Annotated in this window: 21 protein-coding genes and 1 pseudogene; 12 read left to right on the plus strand and 10 right to left on the minus strand. The window is 68.9% G+C overall.

Annotation, left to right across the window (positions count from 1 at the left end):
• Together ON23_RS17180 and dut are read right to left on the minus strand one after the other, a co-directional pair.
• A pseudogene (locus ON23_RS17180) lies at positions 1-211 on the minus strand (hypothetical protein); the annotation flags it as partial.
• 2 nt (positions 212-213) lie between these two features.
• Positions 214-711 carry a dUTP diphosphatase gene (gene dut, locus ON23_RS17185; protein WP_039779413.1) on the minus strand — a complete coding sequence of 166 codons (498 nt, stop codon included), beginning with the start codon at positions 709-711 and terminating at the stop codon, positions 214-216.
• A gap of 228 nt (positions 712-939) precedes the next feature.
• On the opposite strand from dut, the gene ON23_RS17190 reads away from it, so the two are divergent.
• The gene (locus ON23_RS17190; protein ID WP_039779414.1) at positions 940-1,383 is read left to right on the plus strand and encodes a DUF3093 domain-containing protein; all 444 of its coding nucleotides are present in this window, start codon (positions 940-942) and stop codon (positions 1,381-1,383) included.
• A 77-nt stretch (positions 1,384-1,460) separates the two neighbouring features.
• Here ON23_RS17190 and ON23_RS17195 read toward each other — a convergent pair whose 3' ends face one another.
• Positions 1,461-1,763 (minus strand): DUF4193 domain-containing protein, encoded by a 303-nt coding sequence (locus ON23_RS17195; protein ID WP_025351469.1) that lies wholly within the window; start codon positions 1,761-1,763, stop codon positions 1,461-1,463.
• A gap of 571 nt (positions 1,764-2,334) precedes the next feature.
• Between ON23_RS17195 and cei the strand changes: the two genes are divergently transcribed.
• Positions 2,335-3,015 (plus strand): envelope integrity protein Cei, encoded by a 681-nt coding sequence (gene cei, locus ON23_RS17200; RefSeq protein ID WP_039779415.1) that lies wholly within the window; start codon positions 2,335-2,337, stop codon positions 3,013-3,015.
• Positions 3,016-3,022: 7 nt separating this feature from the next.
• Here the strand turns inward: cei and ON23_RS17205 are convergent, their stop codons facing one another.
• Positions 3,023-3,934, minus strand: a complete 912-nt coding sequence (locus ON23_RS17205; protein WP_083904034.1) for an inositol monophosphatase family protein — start codon at positions 3,932-3,934, stop codon at positions 3,023-3,025.
• Positions 3,935-4,052: 118 nt separating this feature from the next.
• Between ON23_RS17205 and ppgK the strand changes: the two genes are divergently transcribed.
• The 5 genes from ppgK to ON23_RS35995 all read left to right on the plus strand — a co-directional run bounded on the left by ppgK (position 4,053) and on the right by ON23_RS35995 (position 10,115).
• Entirely contained in the window at positions 4,053-4,811 is a 759-nt protein-coding gene (gene ppgK / locus ON23_RS17210; protein WP_039779399.1) for a polyphosphate--glucose phosphotransferase, read from the plus strand.
• Between the two features lie 152 nt (positions 4,812-4,963).
• Complete coding sequence (locus tag ON23_RS17215; protein ID WP_039779400.1) at positions 4,964-6,352, plus strand: RNA polymerase sigma factor; 1,389 nt, start codon at positions 4,964-4,966, stop codon at positions 6,350-6,352.
• 96 nt (positions 6,353-6,448) lie between these two features.
• Positions 6,449-8,038, plus strand: coding sequence for a Na+/H+ antiporter (locus ON23_RS17220; RefSeq protein WP_039779401.1), 1,590 nt, complete (start codon positions 6,449-6,451; stop codon positions 8,036-8,038).
• A gap of 220 nt (positions 8,039-8,258) precedes the next feature.
• Complete coding sequence (locus ON23_RS17225; RefSeq protein ID WP_083904035.1) at positions 8,259-9,110, plus strand: MHYT domain-containing protein; 852 nt, start codon at positions 8,259-8,261, stop codon at positions 9,108-9,110.
• A gap of 135 nt (positions 9,111-9,245) precedes the next feature.
• A complete protein-coding gene (locus tag ON23_RS35995; RefSeq protein ID WP_174376493.1) occupies positions 9,246-10,115 on the plus strand; it encodes a rhomboid-like protein in 870 nt (289 codons plus the stop codon).
• On the opposite strand, the gene ON23_RS17235 is transcribed toward ON23_RS35995, so the two are convergent.
• Genes ON23_RS17235 through ON23_RS17245 form a run of 3 tightly spaced genes read right to left on the minus strand, consistent with a single transcriptional unit; the run spans position 10,080 to position 12,135 of the window.
• Complete coding sequence (locus ON23_RS17235) at positions 10,080-11,258, minus strand: cation:proton antiporter (RefSeq protein ID WP_039779403.1); 1,179 nt, start codon at positions 11,256-11,258, stop codon at positions 10,080-10,082. The genes ON23_RS35995 and ON23_RS17235 overlap by 36 nt on opposite strands.
• A 4-nt stretch (positions 11,259-11,262) precedes the next feature.
• Entirely contained in the window at positions 11,263-11,745 is a 483-nt protein-coding gene (locus ON23_RS17240) for a cation:proton antiporter regulatory subunit (protein WP_030517228.1), read from the minus strand.
• 15 nt (positions 11,746-11,760) lie between these two features.
• Positions 11,761-12,135, minus strand: a complete 375-nt coding sequence (locus ON23_RS17245) for a DUF952 domain-containing protein (protein ID WP_039779420.1) — start codon at positions 12,133-12,135, stop codon at positions 11,761-11,763.
• A 430-nt stretch (positions 12,136-12,565) separates the two neighbouring features.
• On the opposite strand from ON23_RS17245, the gene ON23_RS39275 reads away from it, so the two are divergent.
• Entirely contained in the window at positions 12,566-12,760 is a 195-nt protein-coding gene (locus ON23_RS39275) for a DUF7455 domain-containing protein (RefSeq protein WP_030517230.1), read from the plus strand.
• Between the two features lie 64 nt (positions 12,761-12,824).
• Here ON23_RS39275 and ON23_RS17255 read toward each other — a convergent pair whose 3' ends face one another.
• A complete protein-coding gene (locus ON23_RS17255; RefSeq protein WP_083904036.1) occupies positions 12,825-13,574 on the minus strand; it encodes a TetR/AcrR family transcriptional regulator in 750 nt (249 codons plus the stop codon).
• A 147-nt stretch (positions 13,575-13,721) separates the two neighbouring features.
• Between ON23_RS17255 and ON23_RS17260 the strand changes: the two genes are divergently transcribed.
• Both ON23_RS17260 and ON23_RS17265 read left to right on the plus strand, forming a co-directional pair.
• The gene (locus ON23_RS17260; RefSeq protein WP_245555984.1) at positions 13,722-15,434 is read left to right on the plus strand and encodes a DEAD/DEAH box helicase; all 1,713 of its coding nucleotides are present in this window, start codon (positions 13,722-13,724) and stop codon (positions 15,432-15,434) included.
• A gap of 1 nt (position 15,435) precedes the next feature.
• A complete protein-coding gene (locus ON23_RS17265; RefSeq protein ID WP_051042797.1) occupies positions 15,436-16,026 on the plus strand; it encodes an SWIM zinc finger family protein in 591 nt (196 codons plus the stop codon).
• Between the two features lie 59 nt (positions 16,027-16,085).
• On the opposite strand, the gene ON23_RS17270 is transcribed toward ON23_RS17265, so the two are convergent.
• A complete protein-coding gene (locus ON23_RS17270) occupies positions 16,086-16,823 on the minus strand; it encodes an SDR family oxidoreductase (RefSeq protein ID WP_039779407.1) in 738 nt (245 codons plus the stop codon).
• A 117-nt stretch (positions 16,824-16,940) separates the two neighbouring features.
• On the opposite strand from ON23_RS17270, the gene ON23_RS17275 reads away from it, so the two are divergent.
• On the plus strand, positions 16,941-17,555 hold the full coding sequence (locus tag ON23_RS17275; RefSeq protein WP_039779409.1) for a TetR/AcrR family transcriptional regulator: 615 nt from the start codon (positions 16,941-16,943) through the stop codon (positions 17,553-17,555).
• A 26-nt stretch (positions 17,556-17,581) separates the two neighbouring features.
• Here the strand turns inward: ON23_RS17275 and ON23_RS17280 are convergent, their stop codons facing one another.
• Complete coding sequence (locus ON23_RS17280) at positions 17,582-19,303, minus strand: DEAD/DEAH box helicase (RefSeq protein ID WP_039779410.1); 1,722 nt, start codon at positions 19,301-19,303, stop codon at positions 17,582-17,584.
• A 182-nt stretch (positions 19,304-19,485) separates the two neighbouring features.
• Between ON23_RS17280 and ON23_RS17285 the strand changes: the two genes are divergently transcribed.
• Positions 19,486-20,679, plus strand: a complete 1,194-nt coding sequence (locus ON23_RS17285) for a YihY/virulence factor BrkB family protein (protein ID WP_083904040.1) — start codon at positions 19,486-19,488, stop codon at positions 20,677-20,679.
• The last annotated feature ends 32 nt before the right edge of the window (positions 20,680-20,711 follow it).

A 20,711-nucleotide genomic window follows, 5' to 3' on the forward strand; every position in this document is an offset into this window, starting at 1 on the left:
CCCCGGTGCGCCCGGCCGGGTACTCCGGCTCGGAATAGCCGGTGGTGTAGGCGGATTCGCCGTACTCTCCCCCGTCCCCCGGATCCGGTGCCCGGTGGGTCCCGGTCCGGTAGCCACCCTCGGCGTATCCCTCGCCGTAATAGGAATCGCCGTAGTCGGTGTCGTCCCGCTCGGAGTCATGATCGGATCGATGATCTCCACGGCCGAACATGTTCATACCTCCCCTCCGGCGCGGCCCGCCCCGCCGGATTGCGGCGACAGACTGTGGTGTCCGCCGCTCGACCCGTAACCGCCTGCGCCGCGCGATGTTTCGTCGAGCTGGTCGACCTCCACGAAATCCACCAGTTCCACACGCTGCACCAGCAATTGTGCGATCCGATCGCCGCGACGCAACTGAATCGCCGTACGCGGGTCGTGATTGATCAGGCAGACCTTGATCTCACCCCGGTAGCCGGCATCGACCGTGCCGGGCGTGTTGACCACGGACAGACCCGTCTTGGCGGCCAGCCCCGACCGGGGATGAATGAGGCCGACGGTGCCCACCGGCAACGCGACGGCGATTCCGGTACCGACGAGCACCCGCTCGCCCGGCTCCAGGATGACGTCTTCGGTGGTGCACAAATCCACTCCGGCATCGCCCGGGTGCGCACGCGTGGGCACCGGGACGCCGGGATCGAGCCGCAGCAGAGGTATGGGTGCAATTCCGGTCACGTCCAGCGAGCCTACGCGTCCGGCGGCCGGGCCGTGGGAGCGCCGGGCCCCGATGTGGCGGCAACGATCGACGGCGGTCGCGGACGGCGCACAGCGGCTCCCGCCGACAGCGAATATGTCGGCCTGACCTAGCATGATGTGGTGTCCGACCAGTCCCACGCAGTACCTCCCCACGAGTCTCCGGCGCGCGCACACGCCGACGCCCCCGCCCGGGTCTATTCCGAACGTCTGTGGGTCCCGCTGTGGTGGTGGCCGGTGGCGCTGGCGGTGACCGGTCTGCTGGCCGCCGAAATCCACATGGGCGCGCCGGGGATCCGGGCGTGGCTGCCGTACGTGCTGCTTTTCCCGGTGCCCGTCTGGGCGCTGATATGGGTGAGCCGCCACCGGGTGGAGGTGGCGCCGGACGCCGACGGCATCCTCGAATTGCGCGCGGACCGGGCCCATCTACCGGTAACGTATGTATCCCGGGCCGTGGCGGTGCCGGCCAGCGCGAAGAGCGCGGCACTGGGTCGTCAGCTCGACCCGGCCGCATTCGTCCAGCATCGTCCGTGGATCGGGCCCATGGTCCTGCTCGTCCTCGACGATCCGGACGACCCCGCTCCGTACTGGCTGATCAGCACGCGTAAACCCGAACAGGTACTGGCCGCGCTCGGCGTACCGAGCGCGGGCTGACGAGACCTGCCGGGCTGTTTGTCGTCGTTTGTTCCAGCTGCCCGCGGAACGAGTCCGCTGCGGCCGCACGGATCCGCTCAGGCAGCGCAATCCATGCAGATCATCTGCCCGCCGGCTTCACTGGCGAGTCTGCTGCGGTGATGAACCAGGAAGCAGCTCGAGCAGGTGAACTCGTCGGCCTGTTTCGGGATCACCCGGACCGAGAGCACCTCCTCGGACAGATCCGCGCCGGGAAGCTCGAACGACTCCGCGGTATCGGATTCGTCGATATCCACGACGGCGGACGCGGCCTCGTTGCGACGAGCCTTCAGCTCCTCGAGCGAGTCCTCCGACACTTCGTCGGATTCACTGCGCCTAGGTGCGTCATAGTCGGTTGCCATGTCGTCTTCCCCTCGTCCTTACTCCGTGTATCCCGGACCGGCTCCGCCGAACGTCGATCCCTGTCGGAATCGCCCGGCGATGCCGCCCCGCCGTGGTGTACGTCACGTGTACACCGCTCGCCGCCCGGCCGGATCACCCTGACCCATACCGGATCGCGCTCGGTCAACGCAGGACATGCCCTGGTTGTTCCCGAAATCGCTTCCCTGATTCACATCAGCCGATTCGTATCGGGCCGCCAGACAATAGCGGACACCGGGGCAAAAGTCGCAATCAAAACTCGAGCGAGTCGAAACCGACGGTTAATCGTCACTGCGACCGCACGGGTGTGGCGATACGCCACCGCTTCGTGCCCGGCGGTTCCCCGGCCCGTGATCCGATCGCGATCCCCGTGGCCTCGCCGATCGTTACGATCCCGATATTCACGGCGGCCGTAGCTGCCGATTTCCACCCCAGCGGTCAGCCGCTTTTCCGCTGCGCCGGTGGCCGCCTGGTCCGCGTTGTCTCCCCGGAGAATCGGCGCGCAGGTGTCCGCGTGCGCGACCGCGGCCCGCCAACTCGTAAGGTGTGCGTGTGGTTTCACTGATCACCGAAGGCAGCGCGGTCGACGACAAGGGCCGTCCGTTCCTGCGGCGCCGCTACCAGCCGTGGGTCGCACTCATCGCGGTTCTCGCCCTCATCTGCGCAATCGTGTGGATCAAGGCGCTCACCACCGCCGACACCACCCATACCGCGATGGCCTGCAATTCGCCGGCCCCCGCGGCGCCGGATCCGAACTCCCCGCAGCCCGCGCCGCTGGGCGACGTGGTGTCCCCGTCGCGCCTGCACGATGTGGAGCCGGCGCCGCTGGCCCAGGCCAAGGTGCGGGTGCTCAACGGTTCCGGCCAGCGCGGCCTGGCCGAGCACATCGCCTCGAAACTCGGTGACTACGGCTTCGCCAGCCCGCCGGCCCCGGTTTTCGGCAACGATCCGGTCTATCTGAGCGGCGATCTGGTGTGCACCGGCCAGATCCGCTACGGCGTGAGCGGGCGCCCCGCCGCGGCCGCGGTCCAGCTCGTCGCGCCGTGCGCGGAGCTGATCGAGGACCAGCGCACCGACGACACCGTCGACCTGGCCCTGGGCACGCTGTTCGGCAACGATCTGCAGCCGAGCACCGATGCCGAGGAAGTGCTGCGCGCCCTGAAGAACCCGGCTCCGAACGGCCCGGACGTCGATTCGGCGCTGCTGCAGGCCGCCCGCACCGCCCGCTGCTGAGCCGCGCTCATTCCTCCGGGATGGGGGCAGTCACGCCGAGCCGGTCGAAGAGTTCGGCGAGTTCGTCGGCGATGCCCGCGGCGGCGGCCACGGTCAGCGCCCCCTGCGCGCCGGTGGAGTCCGCGCCGGGCAGCCGCAGCACCGCGCCCGCCTCGGCCGCGATCAGCGCTCCGGCGGCCCAGTCCCAGGGATTGAGGCCGTGCTCGTAGTGGGCGTCCACGCGGCCGGCCGCCACCATGCACAGGTCGAGGGCGGCCGAGCCGATCCGGCGGATGTCGCGGACTCTCGGCAGCAACCGCGCCACCAGTTCGCCCTGCCGTTCCCGGCGCGCCGCGCCGTAGCCGAAGCCGGTGGCCACCAGGGCCAAGCGGACCGAGTCGATATCGTTGCAGCGCAACGCGATCGGCTCGCCGTCGCCGCCGGCCACGGTGGCGCCCGCGCCCAGGCCGGCGCTGTAGGTGAGCTCCCCGGCCACGTCGACGACCGCACCGGCCAGAGATCGGCCACCGCGCATCGCGGCCACCGATACCGCATAGGCCGGGATGCCGTACACGAAGTTGACCGTGCCGTCGATCGGATCGACCACCCACACGATCTCACCGGCGGCTCCGAGGCTGCCGCCGCCCTCTTCACCGAGGACCGTCTCCCCCGGTCGGGCCTCGGCCAGCAGCGAGCGGATCAGCCGTTCGGTTTCCGTGTCGACCACGGTGACGGGATCGGTGGGCGTCGATTTGGTACGGACCGAGCCGTCCTCGCCGCGGCCCGGGCCGAAGACCTCGGGCCGGCGGCGGCGGACGTGTGCGGCCGCGGTCTCGGCCAGATAGACTGAGACACGCCGTAATTCGGCGATTTCGGCAGGATCGAGGACGGGCGCTTCCGCGATATCGGCGGGTGAATTCGTCTCGGGCACGGTTTCCATCCGACCACAGATCCGCCCGGACTCGCATCTGCGCGGTCGCAGCCGTGGGCGCGTCGCGCGGTGTAACGTGCCGCTGGCACCTTCATCGGCCTAGACCACAGGGAACGAGGAGTTCGCGATGTCCGCTCGGGGGCAATCATTCGGTATCGATATCGGGGGCAGCGGGGTGAAGGGCGCGGTCGTCGACCTCGCCACCGGCGACCTCGCCCACGAACGGATCAAGATCTCCACGCCCCACCCGGCCACCCCCAACGCCATCGCCGAAACCGTCGCCAAACTCGTCACCCAGGCCGACTGGGACGGCCCGGTCGGCCTCACCCTGCCCAGCGTCGTGGTCAACGGCATCGCCCGCACCGCCGCCAACATCGACAAGAGCTGGATCGACACCGACGCGCGTCAGCTGTTCTCGCTGGCGCTGGGCGGACGCGAGGTCGTGGTGCTCAACGACGCCGACGCGGCGGGCTTGGCCGAGGACCGCTACGGCGCGGCCCGCAACATCGACGGCCTGGTGATGCTGCTGACGTTCGGTACCGGCATCGGCTCGGCGTTGCTGAACCACGGCGTCCTGGTTCCCAACACCGAACTCGGCCACATCGAGGTGCACGGCAAGGAGGCCGAGCATCGGGCCGCGTCGTCGGTGAAGGAACGAAAGAATCTGTCGTACAAGGAGTGGGCCGCCGAGGTGACCAAGGTACTGGTCACCCTGGAGGACCTGTTCTGGCCGACGGTGTTCGTCGCCGGCGGCGGGATCAGCCGCGATGCCGAGCACTGGATCCCGTTGCTGGCCAATCGGACTCCGGTCGCGGCCGCCCATCTGCGCAATACCGCGGGTATCGTAGGCGCCGCGATGGCCGTGGATAGCGGGATCGCGCCGTGAGCACTCGTTGCCGATAGTTACAATGGAACGAGACCGGCGGTGAGCCGGAAAACAACCCCGGCACGTAGAGCCGGGTTCAACCCCGACAGAACCGCTCCGCCGGATGATTACTCTGGCGTGACGCCGCACGAGACCGTCACGAAAGGGCGTACGTGGTAGCCACGAATACCCGACAGACCGCCGAATCGGCCGAAGCTGCCGACTCCGCAGAAGGCACCGCAGCACGGCCGGTCCGCAAGGCTGCCGCGAAGAAGGCCCCGGCCAAGAAGGTCGCCGCGAAGAAGGCCCCTGCCAAGAAGGCGGGAGCCAAGGCGGCGAAGAAAGCGCCCGCCAAGAAGGCCACCACGAAGAAGGCGGCCCCCGGCGCGGACAACGAATCCGACGAGCACATCGACGACGAGTCGCTGGAACTCGACGATCTCGGTGATCTGGAGGTCTCCGAGGACGATCTGAGCGACGAGGGCGAAGATCTGGTCGAAGAGACCGCCGACGAAGAGGCCGAAGCCGAGGACGAGGAAGCCGACGAGCCCTCGGAGAAGGACAAGGCCTCCGGCGACTTCGTCTGGGACGAAGAGGAATCCGAGGCACTGCGCCAGGCTCGCAAGGACGCCGAGCTCACCGCGTCCGCGGACTCGGTGCGCGCCTATCTCAAGCAGATCGGCAAGGTCGCGCTGCTGAACGCGGAGGAGGAGGTCGAACTCGCCAAGCGGATCGAGGCCGGTCTCTACGCCACCGAGAAGCTGCGCGAATTCGCCGACAAGGGCGAGAAGCTGCCCGTGGCGACACGCCGCGATCTGCAGTGGATCATGCGGGACGGCAACCGGGCCAAGAACCACCTGCTCGAGGCCAACCTGCGTCTGGTCGTCTCGCTCGCCAAGCGCTACACCGGCCGCGGTATGGCCTTCCTGGACCTCATCCAGGAAGGCAACCTGGGCCTGATCCGCGCGGTGGAGAAGTTCGACTACACCAAGGGCTACAAGTTCTCCACGTACGCCACCTGGTGGATCCGGCAGGCCATCACCCGCGCGATGGCCGACCAGGCTCGCACCATCCGTATTCCGGTGCACATGGTCGAGGTCATCAACAAGCTGGGCCGCATCCAGCGCGAGCTGCTGCAGGACCTGGGCCGCGAGCCCACGCCCGAAGAGCTCGCCAAGGAAATGGACATCACGCCGGAGAAGGTCCTCGAGATCCAGCAGTACGCGCGTGAGCCCATCTCGCTGGACCAGACCATCGGCGACGAGGGTGATTCCCAGCTCGGCGACTTCATCGAGGACTCCGAGGCGGTCGTCGCGGTCGACGCGGTGAGTTTCACGCTGCTGCAGGATCAGCTGCAGTCGGTGCTGGAGACGCTGTCCGAGCGCGAGGCGGGCGTGGTCCGGCTGCGCTTCGGCCTCACCGACGGCCAGCCGCGCACCCTCGACGAGATCGGCCAGGTCTACGGGGTCACCCGTGAGCGCATCCGCCAGATCGAGTCGAAGACCATGAGCAAGCTGCGCCACCCCAGCCGCTCCCAGGTGCTGCGCGACTACCTGGACTGATAGTCACGCCACCGACGATGCCGCCGAGGTTCCGCCTCGGCGGCATCGTCGTTATGTCCGGCGTATTGCCGCGACGGCCCCATAGGGTGGGCTGTCGTGGATCAGTTGGTGTTGGTTTTCGTGCTGGCGTTCGCGACGATCCTGGCGCAGCCGCTGGGCCGGCGCATCGGATTGGCACCCGCGGTGCTGATGACGGTCTTCGGGCTAGTCATGGCCGTCCTGCCGTTCGTGCCGAATATCGCGCTGGCGCCCGACCTCATCCTCCCGCTGGTCCTGCCGCCGCTGCTGTACGCCTCGGCCCGGCGCACCTCCTGGCAGCAGTTCGCCTCCAACGCGGGTGCGATCCTGTTGCGCGCGGTCGGCCTGGTGGTGGCGACCGCGGCTGCGGTCGCCGCGATCTTCCACCTCTGGTATCCGGCGCTGCCGGTGGGTACGGCCTTCGCGCTGGGCGCTGTCGTGGCGCCGCCGGATCCGGTGGCGGTGAGCGCGATGGCGGACCGGCTGGGCCTGCCGCGGCGTCTGGTGGCGGTGCTCGAAGGTGAGGGCCTGTTCAATGACGTGACGGCCGTCGTGATCTACGACGTGGCGGTGCACGCGGTGGTGACCGGGCAATTCTCGGCCTGGCGGACGGCGATCGATTTCGTGGTCTCCGCGGTGGTGGCGGTGGCGGTCGGGCTCGCGCTCGGCTGGGCCGGCAGTGCCATGATGCGGCGGCTGACCGAAGCGCCGTGGCAGGTGGCTCTCGGCCTGCTGCTCCCGTTCGCCGCCTACGGGCTGGCCGAGGCCGCACACGGGTCGGCGGTGCTCGCGGTATTGGTGTGCGCGCTGTATCTCACCGATGCCGCGACGGATTTCAGCGATGTCGGATACCGGATCGTCGGCGATTCGTTCTGGGATGTGATCGACATGCTGGTCACCGGATTCGCGTTCGGATTGGTGGGCCTGGAGCTGAGCACGGTGCTCGCCACCACCGGCCCGAACTGGCCGCGTCTGCTCGGCGGGGCGGCTGCGGTGGTGGGCGTGGTGGTCGCCCTGCGGCTGGTGTGGCTGCTGGCCAGTACCGGGCTATTTCGCGGATGGTGGCGGCGCCGGCGCATGGACGAGCCCTACACCTGGCGCGAAACCGTGGTCACGTGGTGGGCCGGCATGCGCGGGGTGGTGACCGTCGCGCTGGCGCTGGCGTTGCCGCTGACCACCGATTCGGGGGCGGCCTTCCCCGGCCGCACCGAGGTCTTGTTCATCGCGTTCGTCGTCGTGCTGTTCACGCTGCTGCTGCAGGGGCCCACGCTGCCCCTGGTGGCCCGCTGGACCGGGGTGAAGGCCGATACCGAGGTCGAACGGGCCATGGAACGGCGGTTGTGGACGCGGATCCTGCGCGCGGAACTGGCCCGGCTGGAGGAGATCGCCGACAACGAGGATCTGCCCGATGAGGTGTATCAGCGGCTACGCGACACCGTGGAACGCCGGTTGATGCGCGCCGATCCGGAGGCGGCCGAGGCCGCCGACGGCAGCAAGGCCGTCGAGCAGGCCATGCGACTGACCGGCAAGTTGCGCACGATCAGCAATGACGTCCTCGACGCCGGGCGCGGTGAAGCGCTGGCGGCCCGGCGCGAACCGGGAATGCCGCCGGATCTGGTGGACCGGGTGATGCGCCGTTTGGATCTGCGCCCGCCGCCGCTGCTGTGAGATTGCGGGGCCCGGGGCGCGGTCGAGTCCCCTGAACACGTGGCGGCGATCGGCGGCCGGTCGGGCGAACCGCCGATGTGAACTGGGGTGGAGCTCCGGCAAACATCAGCTATTTTCCAGGACTAACGTTCGGGAAATTTACTACCTGCGAGTATATCGCTAATGTGCGGACGGTCACCGGCATGGGGATGCGGTGACGCACTTTTGGCAAGGAGTCCGCATGCTTCAGATCGACCAGTTCACCTACGGGTGGTTGACACCCGCACTGGCCTACCTCATGTCCGTCATCGGTTCGTTGCTCGCGCTGCGCTGCATGGTGCGCGCCCGAGCCAACCCCGGGCACCGCGGATGGATCGTCACCGCGGCGGTCGCCCTGGGTGGCACGGGCGTCTGGGTGATGCACTTCATCGCGATGCTGGGCTTCTCGGTCCACGGGGCGACCATTCGCTACAACATCCCGATCACGTTGATCAGCGCCGCGATCGCGGTGGTCGTGGTGTGGATCGGCCTGTCGCTGGTGATCCGCCGGCAGGGCGACACCTCCGCCCTGCTGACCGGCGGGGCGGTCACGGGGCTGGGTGTGGCCGCGATGCACTACGCCGGCATGTATGCGATGAAGACCGATGTCGCGATGCACTACGACCCCTGGCCGGTCATCGTCTCCATCGTGATCGCGGTGGTGGCGGCGACCGCGGCGCTGTGGTTCGCGTTGCACGTGGAGGGGCTGCCCGCCACGATCGGTTCGGCGATGATCATGGGCGTCGCGGTCTGCGGTATGCACTACACCGGCATGTACGCCATGCAGGCGCATATGTCCGACCATATGCAGGCACCGTCGGGCGCCCAGGCCAACGAGCTGCTGACCCCGCTGATCATCGGCGTGAGCATGGTGACGCTGCTGCTGTTCCTGCAGGTCGGCATCACCGATATCCACGAACCGGATCTGTCGCGTATCCGCGGGCAGCGCGCGAGCCGCTACTGGCCCAGCAGCACCGAGTCCCTGCCCCCGGCGGCGGAGCCCTCGGCCCGCGAGGAGTACCCCGGCGACGAGACGCATCGGCACCGTCGATAACGACCGCGGTCGTGGACCCGCGCAATCCGGTGGTCGCACAGCTCGCTCGCAGGAATCCGCCGCTAGGCGAACCCGCGGCACCGGATTACGCGGGTCGGTGGGCGCAGCGGCCCGGCGCGGGCGACACTGGCATACGTGGCGTCCTCCGCATTGAATCACTACCGGTCCCCGTGGACCCGGACTCTCGACCTCGACGCCGGGCGGCGGCACCTGCTGGACTGGTGGCACGGCCCGGACCGGGTCTACCGGGCCGGGAAGGCCGTCCACGATCATCTGGCCGGTGCGCCCGCCTCCTGCGCCTACGCGTTCACGCTGTTCGTCACCTGGTGGACGCTGCGCGGGATCAGCGATTTCGCCGGGCATCGGCTGATCCTGTCGGCCTCGACGAATCTGCACAACATGCGCCGTGAGCCGGTGCAGGTGCTGGTCGCTTCGGCGTTCTGGACCGACGGCGGATTTCCGTGGGTGATCATCCTCGGCTTCCTGACCGTGATGGCCTTCGCCGAACGCTGGCTCGGCACGCTGCGCTGGATCATGGTGTTCGCCTGCGGCCACGTCGGCGCGTCGATGATCGTGGTCACCGGCATCGCCTTCGCGGTCCATCACGACCTGATCCCGCTGCGCATCGCGGTCGCCTCGGATGTGGGGTCCTCCTACGGTTCCACCGCGGTGCTGGCCGCACTGAGCTTTCATCTGCGCGGCACGCCCCGAGCCGTGTGGGCGGCGGGGTTGCTGGTGTGGTTCGGCTTCGCCGCCTGGCACGGGCGCACGTTCACCGACTACGGCCACCTGACGGCGCTGTGCATCGGCTTCGCGGTCGGGGCGGTCGCGGTGGCGTTGTCGCGGCGGCTCGAGCGCATCCGCGACCAGCGGCCCGCGGGCACCCGCCGCCGTCTGCCGGGCGACACCGCACCGGGGCCGATCGAACCTCCGGCGCCGGCGCAGGCCCTGGTGCGGGAGAACCGGCCCTCAGCCGACGGCCGGAGCGAATCGACGCTGCATTGAGCGCACCACCGGTTCCACCACCCGCGCGGCGACCGGTCCGAGGATGGCCATCAGCAGGACGTAGGCCGAGGCCAGCGCCGCCAGTTTGCCCGGCACCGCACCCACCGAAACGGCAAGTCCCGCAATGACGATCGAGAATTCACCGCGGGCCACCAGCGCGGCACCGGCGCGCGCACGACCCAGGCGGCCGATGCCCTGCCGCTTGGCCGCGAACCAGCCGGTCCCGATCTTGGTCAGCGTGGTGATCACGGCCAGCAACACCGCCCAGCCGAGGACCTGCGGGATCTTCTGCGGATCGGTGTTGAGGCCGAAGGCCACGAAGAAGATGGCGGCGAACAGATCCCGCAGCGGTTCCAGCAGTTTCGCGGCGCTCTGCGCGGTCGACCCGGAGATCGCGATGCCGAGCAGGAACGCGCCGACCGCGGCCGACACGTTCAGCCCCGAGGCGATGCCCGCGACGAGTAGCGCCGCACCCAGCAGCTGCAGCAGGAACACCTCGCGATCCTTGCTGTCCACGATCGCGGAGACGAAACGCCCGTAGCGCAGCGCGATGACCAGCACGATCGCGATCACGAGCAGGGCGAGCGCCAGCGACCGCAGCCCCGCCATCCAGCCGACACCGGCCAGGATGGTGGTCAGGATCGGCAGGTAGATCGCCATCGCCAGATCCTCGAACACCAGGACCGACAGGACCACCGGCGTCTCCCGGTTACCGAGCCGGCCGAGGTCGTTGAGCACCTTCGCCGCGATGCCGGAGGAGGAGATGTAGGTGACGCCGGCCAGGGTGATCGCGCCGGTCGGCCCCCAGCCGAGCAACAACGCCACCACCGCGCCGGGCGTGGCGTTGAGCACGATGTCGAGCAGGCCCGCCAGCCAGGACTTGCGCATGCCCGACACCAGTTCCGGTGCGGTGTATTCCAGGCCCAGCAGCAACAGCAGCAGGACGACGCCGATTTCGCCTGCGAGATGGCCGAATTCGGAGGCGGCCTTGACGGTCAGCACACCGCCGTCGCCGAAGGCCAGGCCGCCGAGGAGATAGAGGGGGATCGGGGACATGCCGAAACGCCCTGCGACGCGCCCCAGGACACCGAGGGCGAACAGGACCGCTCCGAGCTCGAACAGGGCTAGTGCGGTCGACTCCACCGGCTCACCCGCCGGTCAGAATCTCGAGCGCCTCGTCGAGGCCCTGCGGGGTTCCGACCACGACCAGCAGATCGCCCGCGACGAGCACGAAGTCCGGACCGGGCGAGGGATAGATCTGCCCGGCCCGCATCACGGCGACGATGGATGCCTTGGTGCGGGTGCGCATGCGGGTGTCGCCGAGCGCCCGCCCCGAATACGGCGATTCGTCGCCGATCGGAAGCTGGCGGGTGGTGATGCCCGGCAGATCGCGATGATCGTCCTTGAGCTTCTCCACCAGCTGCGGTGCGCCGAGCAGATTGGCGAGCACGGCCGCCTCGTCGACGGTGAGCGGTACCTGGGCAGCGCAGTCGTCGGGATCGTCGTGTTTGGAGACGATGAGATCGATGCCACCGTCGCGGTGCGCGACCACCCCGATCCGGCGACCGGACCGCGCCTCGAAGTCCTTACGGACGCCAATTCCGGGCAGTTGTGTCACATCGACGTTCACGAAATCCAGCCTAGATCAAGCACTTCGAGAGGCAGGCCACTGATCCGGATCAGCGGTGAGCGCCGGAAATGTCCCTTTTTCATCCAGGGCATAGTAACTGGTGCGCACGACCGCCGTGACGGGAAGTGGACCGTAGAGGTGCGGAAAGCGCATCGAACCCGGATCGTCGGGCACACCCGGCTCCCAGCGCAGCGGCGCGGTCAGGCGGGTGACGTCGATCCAGAGCAGCAGCATATCGTCGCGACCGGCGAACAGCCGGTTCGCCGGCAGGTGCACCTGGTGCGGCGCGGACAGATGAAGGAACCCTTCGCTCTCCAGCGAGGGTGCCACACGTTCGCCGATCCGCCGCGCCTGCTCCCACTCCGCGGGAGTGCAAAGGTGAACCAGCATGCGCCCGTTGACGTTCTCGGTCTCGGCGGCGGGGGCAACGTTGTCGGCAGTCACGGCAGCACCATACCCAGCGTGGCGCGTGCGACCCGCCGAAAGGAACGAAGCGGACGTTTGATTGAGCGGTTGATTGTCGGTGGGCGCGGGTAATCTGCGAGCAGACAACTGGATCGGCCTTTTTCCGAAGTGTTGAACCACAGGTGGTGAACCGAGGTTCCCAAGGATGGCCATGGTGTTCGCCCACAGCGAAATACCTGGTCATGTTAGGGAAAACACATACAAACATCTTCGGGAACAAAGCCCCCGTCCCGAACGTCTGACAGAGTAGTCATCAGCCACTGCTGGGAAGTAGCGGTAGCGAGCCCGCGGAAGGGACCGTGGGCCCCACACCAGGCGAACGGCTTTCTGCGCCGGGAGCCAGGACGGAGGAGTCATGCCAGGAACACTGACAAGCACCCCACTGACTGCGGTCGATCGTTGCGACCGCTGCGGGGCGGCCGCGCGCGTGCGCGCGACACTTCCCGCCGGTGGCGAGTTGCTCTTCTGCCAACACCACGCGAATGAGCACATGGAGCGCCTGCGCGAGCTGGAGGCAGTCATCGATACCGAGTCGGCACCGGCACTATAGGCCGGCTCCTCACGTCCCCTGTCAGCCAAGGGCGGCCTTCGGGCCGCCCTTTTCGTGTCTTCGGTCACACCGGCTCGGGCGCGAGCCCGTCCAGCAGACGAGACAGTCCGAACTCGAAGGCGCCGTCGGGATCTCCGGGCGCCTGATACTGCTCCCCCACCGCGGTACCCACCCGCTCCGCCAGCGGAAACGACTGGCCCGCCATGGCCTCGGTGAGCAGTGGCCCGTACACCTCCCACCACCGCGCATCGCTCATCTCATCGGCTTCACGCCGGGCCGCGACCGCCGTGCGGGCATTGCCGGTCGCGAAATCCGACAGCACGGCGATCGTCCGGTCCATCTCGACATCGGTGAATCCCGACCCTTCCAATGCGCTCAACTGCCGTTCGTAGCGCCGCAGCCGCCCCGGGCCCAGATCCAGCCGCCACGGCGGAACCTCCAGCAACCAGGGATGCGCGAGCAGTTCCGCACGCACGCCGCGAGCGACCGCGGCCAGACGCTCGCGCAGCGGCGCGGCCGGATCGATCGGCGCGTCCTCGCCGGCCACCCAGTCGACCATCGCGATGATCAGCGCCTGCTTGTCCGGAACGTAGGTGTAGAGGCTCATCGGACCGAGCCCGAGCGCCGTGGCCACCGCGCGGATGGATACCGCGCCGTAGCCGTCGCGGTCGGCGATCCGGACCGCCGTGCGAATCACCTCGTCGACCTCGACCGTCTGCTTCGGCCCGCGGAGCACCGGCCGGGCCGGCAGCTCGCGTCGCCACAGCAGAGCAAGCACCTGTCGTGCCCGGTCGGACGCGGATTTCTGTGCCACGACACTCCTCGGGGAATCTCATTACACCGTACGGGGTTATAATACTCCGTACGCTATACGTAGATAAGCGAGGGTCCTCTGCACACCACACATGCCACCTATCTGCCCGACCGCCACGCGTTCGCCCTGTGGAACTGGGCCGGCCGGGTGACCGAACCCCCGCCGCACGGCGCGCGCGAGAGCGTCCGGCTCGCCGTGCCGGGGCCCGGCGGCGCCACGATCGAGGTGAGCGAGGTCGCCTGCACCGTGATCGACGCCGATCGGCTCGATGCGGTCGAGGTGGGCCACGCCGGTTCGTCACTGTCGGCCTGGCAGCGCATGGCACGCGAGGCGGGCGGGCCGGAGCTGCTGCCTGCCGCCGGCCACGCTGTACCCAATGCGGCCGCCACCGCGATCGTCTCCGCCGATCGCGCGGTGCGGGCCTACCGCGAGACCGAGGAGGTCGTCCGGGCGTTACGCGCGCCGCTGCGTGCGCGGTTGCGGCCCTATCAGGCGCGCGGGATCTCCTGGCTGCACCGGACGACCGCCGAATACGGCGGCGCGGTGCTCGCCGACGAGATGGGACTGGGAAAAACCGTGCAGGCCATCGGCTTTCTGCTCGGACGCGCCGACGGCGGTCCGCAACTGGTGGTCTGCCCGACCTCACTGGTCGGCAACTGGGTGCACGAGATCAGCCGCTTCGCGCCCGGACTTCGCCCGCTCGCGTGGCGGGGTGGGGAGCTCGGCGATCTCGCATCCGGCGCGGTGATCGTCACCGGATATCCGACGCTGCGCGGCTACGGGCCGGCATTGGCCGATATCGACTGGGCCACCGCGATTTTCGACGAGGCGCAAGTGCTGAAGAATCCCCGCACGCAGGTCTCGCGGGCGGCGCGGGGCGTGTCCGCGCGAGCGCGGGTCGCGTTGACCGGTACCCCGGTGGAGAACCATCTCGACGAACTGTGGGCGCTGCTCAATCTGGTCACGCCCGCCGCGTTCACCCACAAGGCGCAGTTCCGGCGACGCTTCGTGCGGCCCATCGAGGAGGGCTCCACCGCCGCCGTGCGGCGGCTGCACGACACCATCGAGCCGATCGTGCTGGCCCGCAGGAAACTTCAGGTCGCCGCGACCCTGCCGCCGAAGATCCACACCGATCTGGTCTGCGATCTGACCACGGAGCAGCAGCGCCTCTACGACGAACTACTCGACCGCGCCGAGGCCGACGGATTCGGGGTGGGCGCCGAACGCAATGCGCGCGTACTGGCCGCGCTGACCGCCCTCAAGCAGGTCTGCAACCATCCCGGGCTGGTCACCGGCGATCTCGACGAACTCACCGGGCGCAGCGGGAAGTTCGATGTCTGCTCCGACATCCTCGCCAACAACCTCGAACTGGACTGCCCGACATTGGTTTTCACCCAATATCGGCGCACCGGCGAGTTGCTGGCGCGACACTGCGCCGAGCGATTCGCTGTGGCGGCGCCGGTATTCCACGGCGGCCTGTCACAGGCCGAGCGCGACGCGATCGTCACGACCTTCCAGAGCGCCGAAGGCCCGCCCATCCTGATCCTGAGCCTGCGCGCCGCCGGAACCGGCCTGACCCTGACCCGCGCCGCGGACGTGGTGCACTACGACCGCTGGTGGAATCCCGCGGTCGAGGCGCAGGCGTCCGACCGCGCACACCGCATCGGGCAGACCCGCCCGGTCACGATCACCACACTGACCAGCGCCACCACCGTCGAGGAACATATCGCCGGCATGCACGATCGCAAATCCGCGCTGGCCGGGCTCGGCGCCGGCGACGGACGCTCGGCGGTGGCGCGGCTGGCCCGATTGGACGACGACCATCTGCTGGCGGTGCTGCGCCGGAAGCGAGGCAATTGACATGCCCGACAATGAATTCGGCTATACGCCGTGGGGTATGGGCTGGGTGCGGCTGGCCGAGCCGATCCGGACCACACGTCCCGAGCCGCTGCTGCCCCGGGCCCGCAGTATCGCCCGCAACGGCGGCGTCCGCCTGGATGTCGACGGCACGACGGTCTCGGCGCATATCCACCGCGGCGGACAGGCATCGGTGACACTGCTGGAAATCGCACCGCTGCCGGCCCCGATGGTGAAGGCCATGGCCGAGCACATCCCCGCACACCTGGTCCAACTCACCGACGAGGTGCACGCCGTCCTCACCGCCGCCGGCCTGGCCCCGATACCGCGGCTCGGCGCGACCGACTGCTCGTGTTCGGCCCGCAATCCACGCTGCCTGCATCTGCTGGCGGCCTGCTACGCCCTCGCCCGGGCGGTGGACGACAACCCGTGGCTGTCCTTGGATCTGCAGGGCTATCGGTCCGGGGGCGCACCGGAGTGCGGAGCGGCGGACACCCCGCCCGCGCGGTGGACATCCCTCGACTCCCTCGACCCCGCAATGTTTTTCACCGGCACGGCGCCGGATGAGCCGGTGCGGCGACACTCGGCCGGGTAGGCAGCGCGGCTGCCGCCCGGCTCGGGCGGCAGCCGTCGCGGGGCCCGCACGAGGGGACTTCAGGCGTTGGTACCGCCGTCGACGGTGAGTGTCGCCCCGGTCAGCCGGGCGCCGGACGGGCCGGCGAGGAAGGCGACGACACCCGCGACGTCGTCGGCCTCGCCGAAGCGGCCGAGCGCCGAATGCCGCACCTGGTTCTCGGCGTGCGAGGACGCGGCCGGATTCATATCGGTGTCGGTCGAGCCCGGCTGGACGAGATTGACCGTGATTCCGCGTGGGCCCAGTTCCCGGGCCAGGGCACGGGTGAATCCGTTGAGTGCGGATTTGCTGAGGTTGTAGAGCGTCAGCCCCTCGAACAGCGCGCGTTCGGACAGATTCGAGCCGATGCTGATGATGCGCCCGCCGCGGCCCATGTACGCGAGTGCGGCCTGCGCCGCGACGAAAGCCGCCCGGGCGTGGATGTGCAGCGCCTCGTCGATCTCGGCGACGGTGAAATCGGTGAACGGCTTGGCCGGGAAGATGCCCGCGTTGTTGACCAGGATGTCGACCCCGCCCAGTTCCGCGGCGGTGCGATGGACCGCCGCGGCGATCTGCCCGGCATCGGCGCTGTCGGCGCGCACCGCGATCGCGCGCCGCCCGAGAGCGCGGATATCGGCGGCCACCGCCTCGGCCGCGTCGGCGCCGCCACGGTAGGTCAGCGCCACGTCCACACCGTCGGCGGCCAGCCGCCGCGCGATCGCGGCACCGATGCCCCGGCTGCCTCCGGTCACGAGAGCCACGGTGGTCGACTCGCTCATCTGCACTCCAATTCTGCGTCGATCAATTTCTGTGTCGATCAATACAGAAATAGACAAGCAGGTCGGCCGACGGTCGTCAAGAGATATATTTAGTGATCGACACAGAAAGAGGATGCGATGGCCGAACGCGGACGACCGCGCGGATTCGATCGTGATGTCGCGCTGCGGCGCGCGATGGAGGTGTTCTGGGAACACGGCTACGAGGGCGCCGCGATGAGCGATCTGACATCGGCGATGGGGATCAACTCCCCCAGCCTGTACGCCGCCTTCGGATGTAAGGAGCAGCTGTTCCGGGAGGCCGTCGAACTCTACGGGCGCACCGAGGGCGGGTACACCGCCCGCGCGCTCGAGACCGCGCCCACCGCGCGCGCGGCCGTGGAGGCGATGCTGCGCGACAACGCCGCCGCCTACTGTGACCCCGCCACGCCGCGCGGATGTCTGGTGGTGGTCGCGGGCAATACGGCGGGGCCCCGCCACGGCGCCGTCCGCGATCTGCTCGCCGAGCGCCGCCGCCACACCACCGAAGCGGTGCGGCAGCGACTCGAGCGCGGCATCCACGACGGCGATCTAGCGGCCGATGCCGATATCGAGGGTCTCGCCGACTTCTACACCGCCGTGCTGTTCGGACTGTCGGTGCAGGCCGGCGACGGGACGGACCTGCAGCGACTCGGCCGGACGATCGACCGGGCACTGCAGGCCTGGCCGAAATCCGTACCCGCCGAACAGAGCTGACGCGCCGGCTACCGCAGCGGCTGTAGCTACATGCGCCGCAACGCCGCGATGCGCTGGGACAACTGATCGGCGGTCGCCAGTGCCGTCGGCGGCCCGCCGCATTCGCGCCGGAGCTCGCCGTGGATCACTCCGTGCGGCTTCCCGGTGCGGTGATGATGCATGGCGACCAGCGAATTGAGTTCGCGCCGCAACTCCCCCAGCCGGTCGGCGGTCGCGACGCGCTCGGCCGCGGCCGCCGCGGAGGGGCCGGAATCGGGCGCCTCGGCCACCGAGACCGCGGCACTGCGTTCGCGGATCTGGCGAGTCTGGCGGTCGCGCAGCAGGGCCCGCATCTGGTCGGCGTCCAACAGGCCCGGAATGCCGAGGTAGTCGGCCTCCTCGTCGCTGCCGGAGAAGGTCGCGGTACCGAACGAATCGCCGTCGTAGATCACCTGATCCAGTTCGGCGTCGGCCGCCAGCGCGACGAAGGCGCGTTCCTCCTCGCCCGGCTCGTCCTTCTGCTTGTTGGCGTCGATCAGCAGCTCGTCGTCGAGAGCGTTCTTCTCCCGATGCGGTTTGCCGATGACATGGTCGCGCTGCACCTCGAGCTGAGCGGCCAGATCCAGCAACACCGGCACCGACGGCAGGAAGACACTCGCGGTCTCCCCCGTCCGGCGCGCACGTACGAAACGGCCGATGGCCTGCGCGAAATACAGCGGGGTCGAGGCGCTGGTGGCATAGACGCCGACGGCCAGACGCGGCACGTCCACCCCTTCGGACACCATGCGCACGGCGACCATCCACGGATCGGTGTTGTCGGCGAACTCCCCGATCCGCTGGGAGGAGGTGGGGTCGTCGGAGAGGACCACCGCCGGTTTACTGCCCGAAATATGTTCCAGCAGTTCGGCGTAGTCGCGGGCCTTCTCCTGATCGGTCGCGATCACCAGGCCACCCGCGTCGGGCATGCCGGTGGCGCGCAGCTGCCGCAACCGGGTGTCGGCGGCGGTCAGCACCTTCGACATCCAGTCGCCGGCCGGATCGAGGGCGGTACGCCACGCGCGCGCGGTCTGTTCGGCGCTCAGCGGTTCACCCAGCCGGGCGGAATACTCCTCACCCGCGCTGTCACGCCACTGCGCCTCACCGGAATAGGCGAGGAAGACCACCGGCCGGACTACGCCGTCGGCGAGGGCCTCGGAATAGCCGTAGGTGTAGTCGGCACTCGACCGCGGGAACCCGGATTCGTCCGGTTCGTAGTTGACGAACGGAATCTGCGAATCGTCGCTGCGGAAGGGGGTACCGGTCAGGGCCAGGCGGCGGGTGGCGTCACCGAACGCCTCGGCCACCGCATCGCCCCAGCTCTTGGCGTCACCGGCGTGGTGGATCTCGTCCAGAATCACGAGGGTCCGGCGATTCTCGGTCCGCACCCGGTGCTTGAACGGATGCGAGGCGACCTGGGCGTAGGTGACCACGACGCCGTGGAAATCACCCGAGGTACCGCCGGTGCTGTTGGAGAAGTTCGAATCCAGCTGGATGCCCAGGCGTGCCGCCGCAGCCGACCACTGATGCTTGAGGTGTTCGGTGGGCGCGACCACGGTGACCTGGTCGACGGTGCGGTCGGTGAGCAGCTCGGTCGCCAGCCGCAACGCGAACGTGGTCTTACCCGCGCCGGGCGTCGCCACAGCCAGGAAATCACGTGGTTTGGTCGTCAGATATCTGGTGAGTGCTCTGCGCTGCCATGCTCGTAACGAACCGCCACCACCCGAAGTCACTCGACAGACAGTAGCGACCGGCACCGACACCTAGCCAATTCGACACCACGTGATCTGCCACGAATCCGGCGACGGCCCGGCTCACCTCGCAGATCACGACGCGCCTGTGCGGCAGAACACTGACGACACGTTCGCGGCCCGTTGCTGCCGTGGCGCCCTCGGTGGGCAATGCTGTACTCACGATGTGTTCCGACCGACCGGCCTCGACGTCCGGCGCAGTGCGCTCCTGGCAGCGGCTGCGCGGGCGAATCGTGTCCGCGCTGCGACGGATCTGGCAGGTGATCGCGCGGGTCGCGGAGAAGGCGTGGGGAGATTCGATCTTCGCCAAATCGGCCGCCGCGGCGTTCTGGCAGACCCTCTCGCTGGCGCCACTGCTGCTCGGACTGCTGGGCAGCATCGGTTACGTCGGCGGACTGTTCGGCCCCGACACCGTCCATATCGTCGAGGGCAAGATCGTCAGTTTCAGCCGCAACCTGTTCAGCGCCAACGTCGTCGACGAGATGATCGCGCCGACCGTGCGCGACGTGCTGCAGCGCGGACGCGGCGCGGTGGTATCGGTGGGTTTCGTGCTGTCGCTGTGGGCGGGATCCTCGGCCATGGCGACCTTCGTCGACTCCATCGTCGCCGCGCACGGACAGGCCGATGCCCGCCATCCGGTCTGGCAGCGGATCTTCGCGCTCGGGTTGTATCTGCTGTTCCTGGTGGCGGCGGTATTCGTGCTACCGCTGGTGGCCTTGGGCCCGACCCTGATCGGTCGCACGCTGCCACCGGACTGGCGCGAACCCGGGCTGCGCCTGATCGACACCTTCTACTATCCGGCGGCCGGGCTGCTGCTCATCGTCGGCCTGACCACGTTGTACAAACTGGCGCTGCACCGGTCGCTGCCGTGGCATCGGCTCTTCGGCGGGGCGTTGGTGGCCGGCATCTTCTTCATGGCGGCCAGCGACATCCTGCGCCGCTATCTGACGTACGCGGCGCGGGCCGGCGTCAGCTACGGGGCGCTGGCGACACCGATCGCCTTCCTGCTCTTCACGTTCTTCCTGGCGTTCGCGGTGATTCTGGGCGCGGAATTCAATGCCACCGTGCAGGAGTTCTGGCCGGCTCGCGCGACCCGGTTCGAACAGTTCAAACAGTGGTGGGCTCGGCGCAAACACCGCCACGACGGCCGCGACGACGAGAATGCGCGGACCGACGACGAACCACACTCGGGCCTGCCCCGCACTCGGCCCGGTGATTCGGGGGCGGCGGATCCGCCACACCCGGACGGCCCGCCGCCGGCCGCCCAGTCCGACGACCCCGCCGGTGGTTCCGCCTACCGCGCCGACACCCGGCCACCGTCGCTGCTCGACCCGGGACGGATCCGCCCCGCCGGATAACCGGCGACGATTCGTGCCTGCGCCGCCACGCG

This window comes from Nocardia cerradoensis NBRC 101014 (assembly GCF_000308535.1).
GTDB lineage: Bacteria > Actinomycetota > Actinomycetes > Mycobacteriales > Mycobacteriaceae > Nocardia > Nocardia cerradoensis.

Coding starts and splice junctions, on each gene's coding strand:
- ON23_RS17195 (WP_025351469.1), bottom strand. CDS start 1,763: ATGGCAACCGACTATGACGCACCTAGGCGCAGTGAATCCGACGAAGTG.
- ON23_RS17205 (WP_083904034.1), bottom strand. CDS start 3,934: ATGGAAACCGTGCCCGAGACGAATTCACCCGCCGATATCGCGGAAGCG.
- ppgK (WP_039779399.1), top strand. CDS start 4,053: ATGTCCGCTCGGGGGCAATCATTCGGTATCGATATCGGGGGCAGCGGG.
- ON23_RS17225 (WP_083904035.1), top strand. CDS start 8,259: ATGCTTCAGATCGACCAGTTCACCTACGGGTGGTTGACACCCGCACTG.
- ON23_RS17245 (WP_039779420.1), bottom strand. CDS start 12,135: ATGCTGGTTCACCTTTGCACTCCCGCGGAGTGGGAGCAGGCGCGGCGG.
- ON23_RS39275 (WP_030517230.1), top strand. CDS start 12,566: ATGCCAGGAACACTGACAAGCACCCCACTGACTGCGGTCGATCGTTGC.
- ON23_RS17265 (WP_051042797.1), top strand. CDS start 15,436: ATGCCCGACAATGAATTCGGCTATACGCCGTGGGGTATGGGCTGGGTG.
- ON23_RS17270 (WP_039779407.1), bottom strand. CDS start 16,823: ATGAGCGAGTCGACCACCGTGGCTCTCGTGACCGGAGGCAGCCGGGGC.
- ON23_RS17275 (WP_039779409.1), top strand. CDS start 16,941: ATGGCCGAACGCGGACGACCGCGCGGATTCGATCGTGATGTCGCGCTG.
- ON23_RS17285 (WP_083904040.1), top strand. CDS start 19,486: ATGTGTTCCGACCGACCGGCCTCGACGTCCGGCGCAGTGCGCTCCTGG.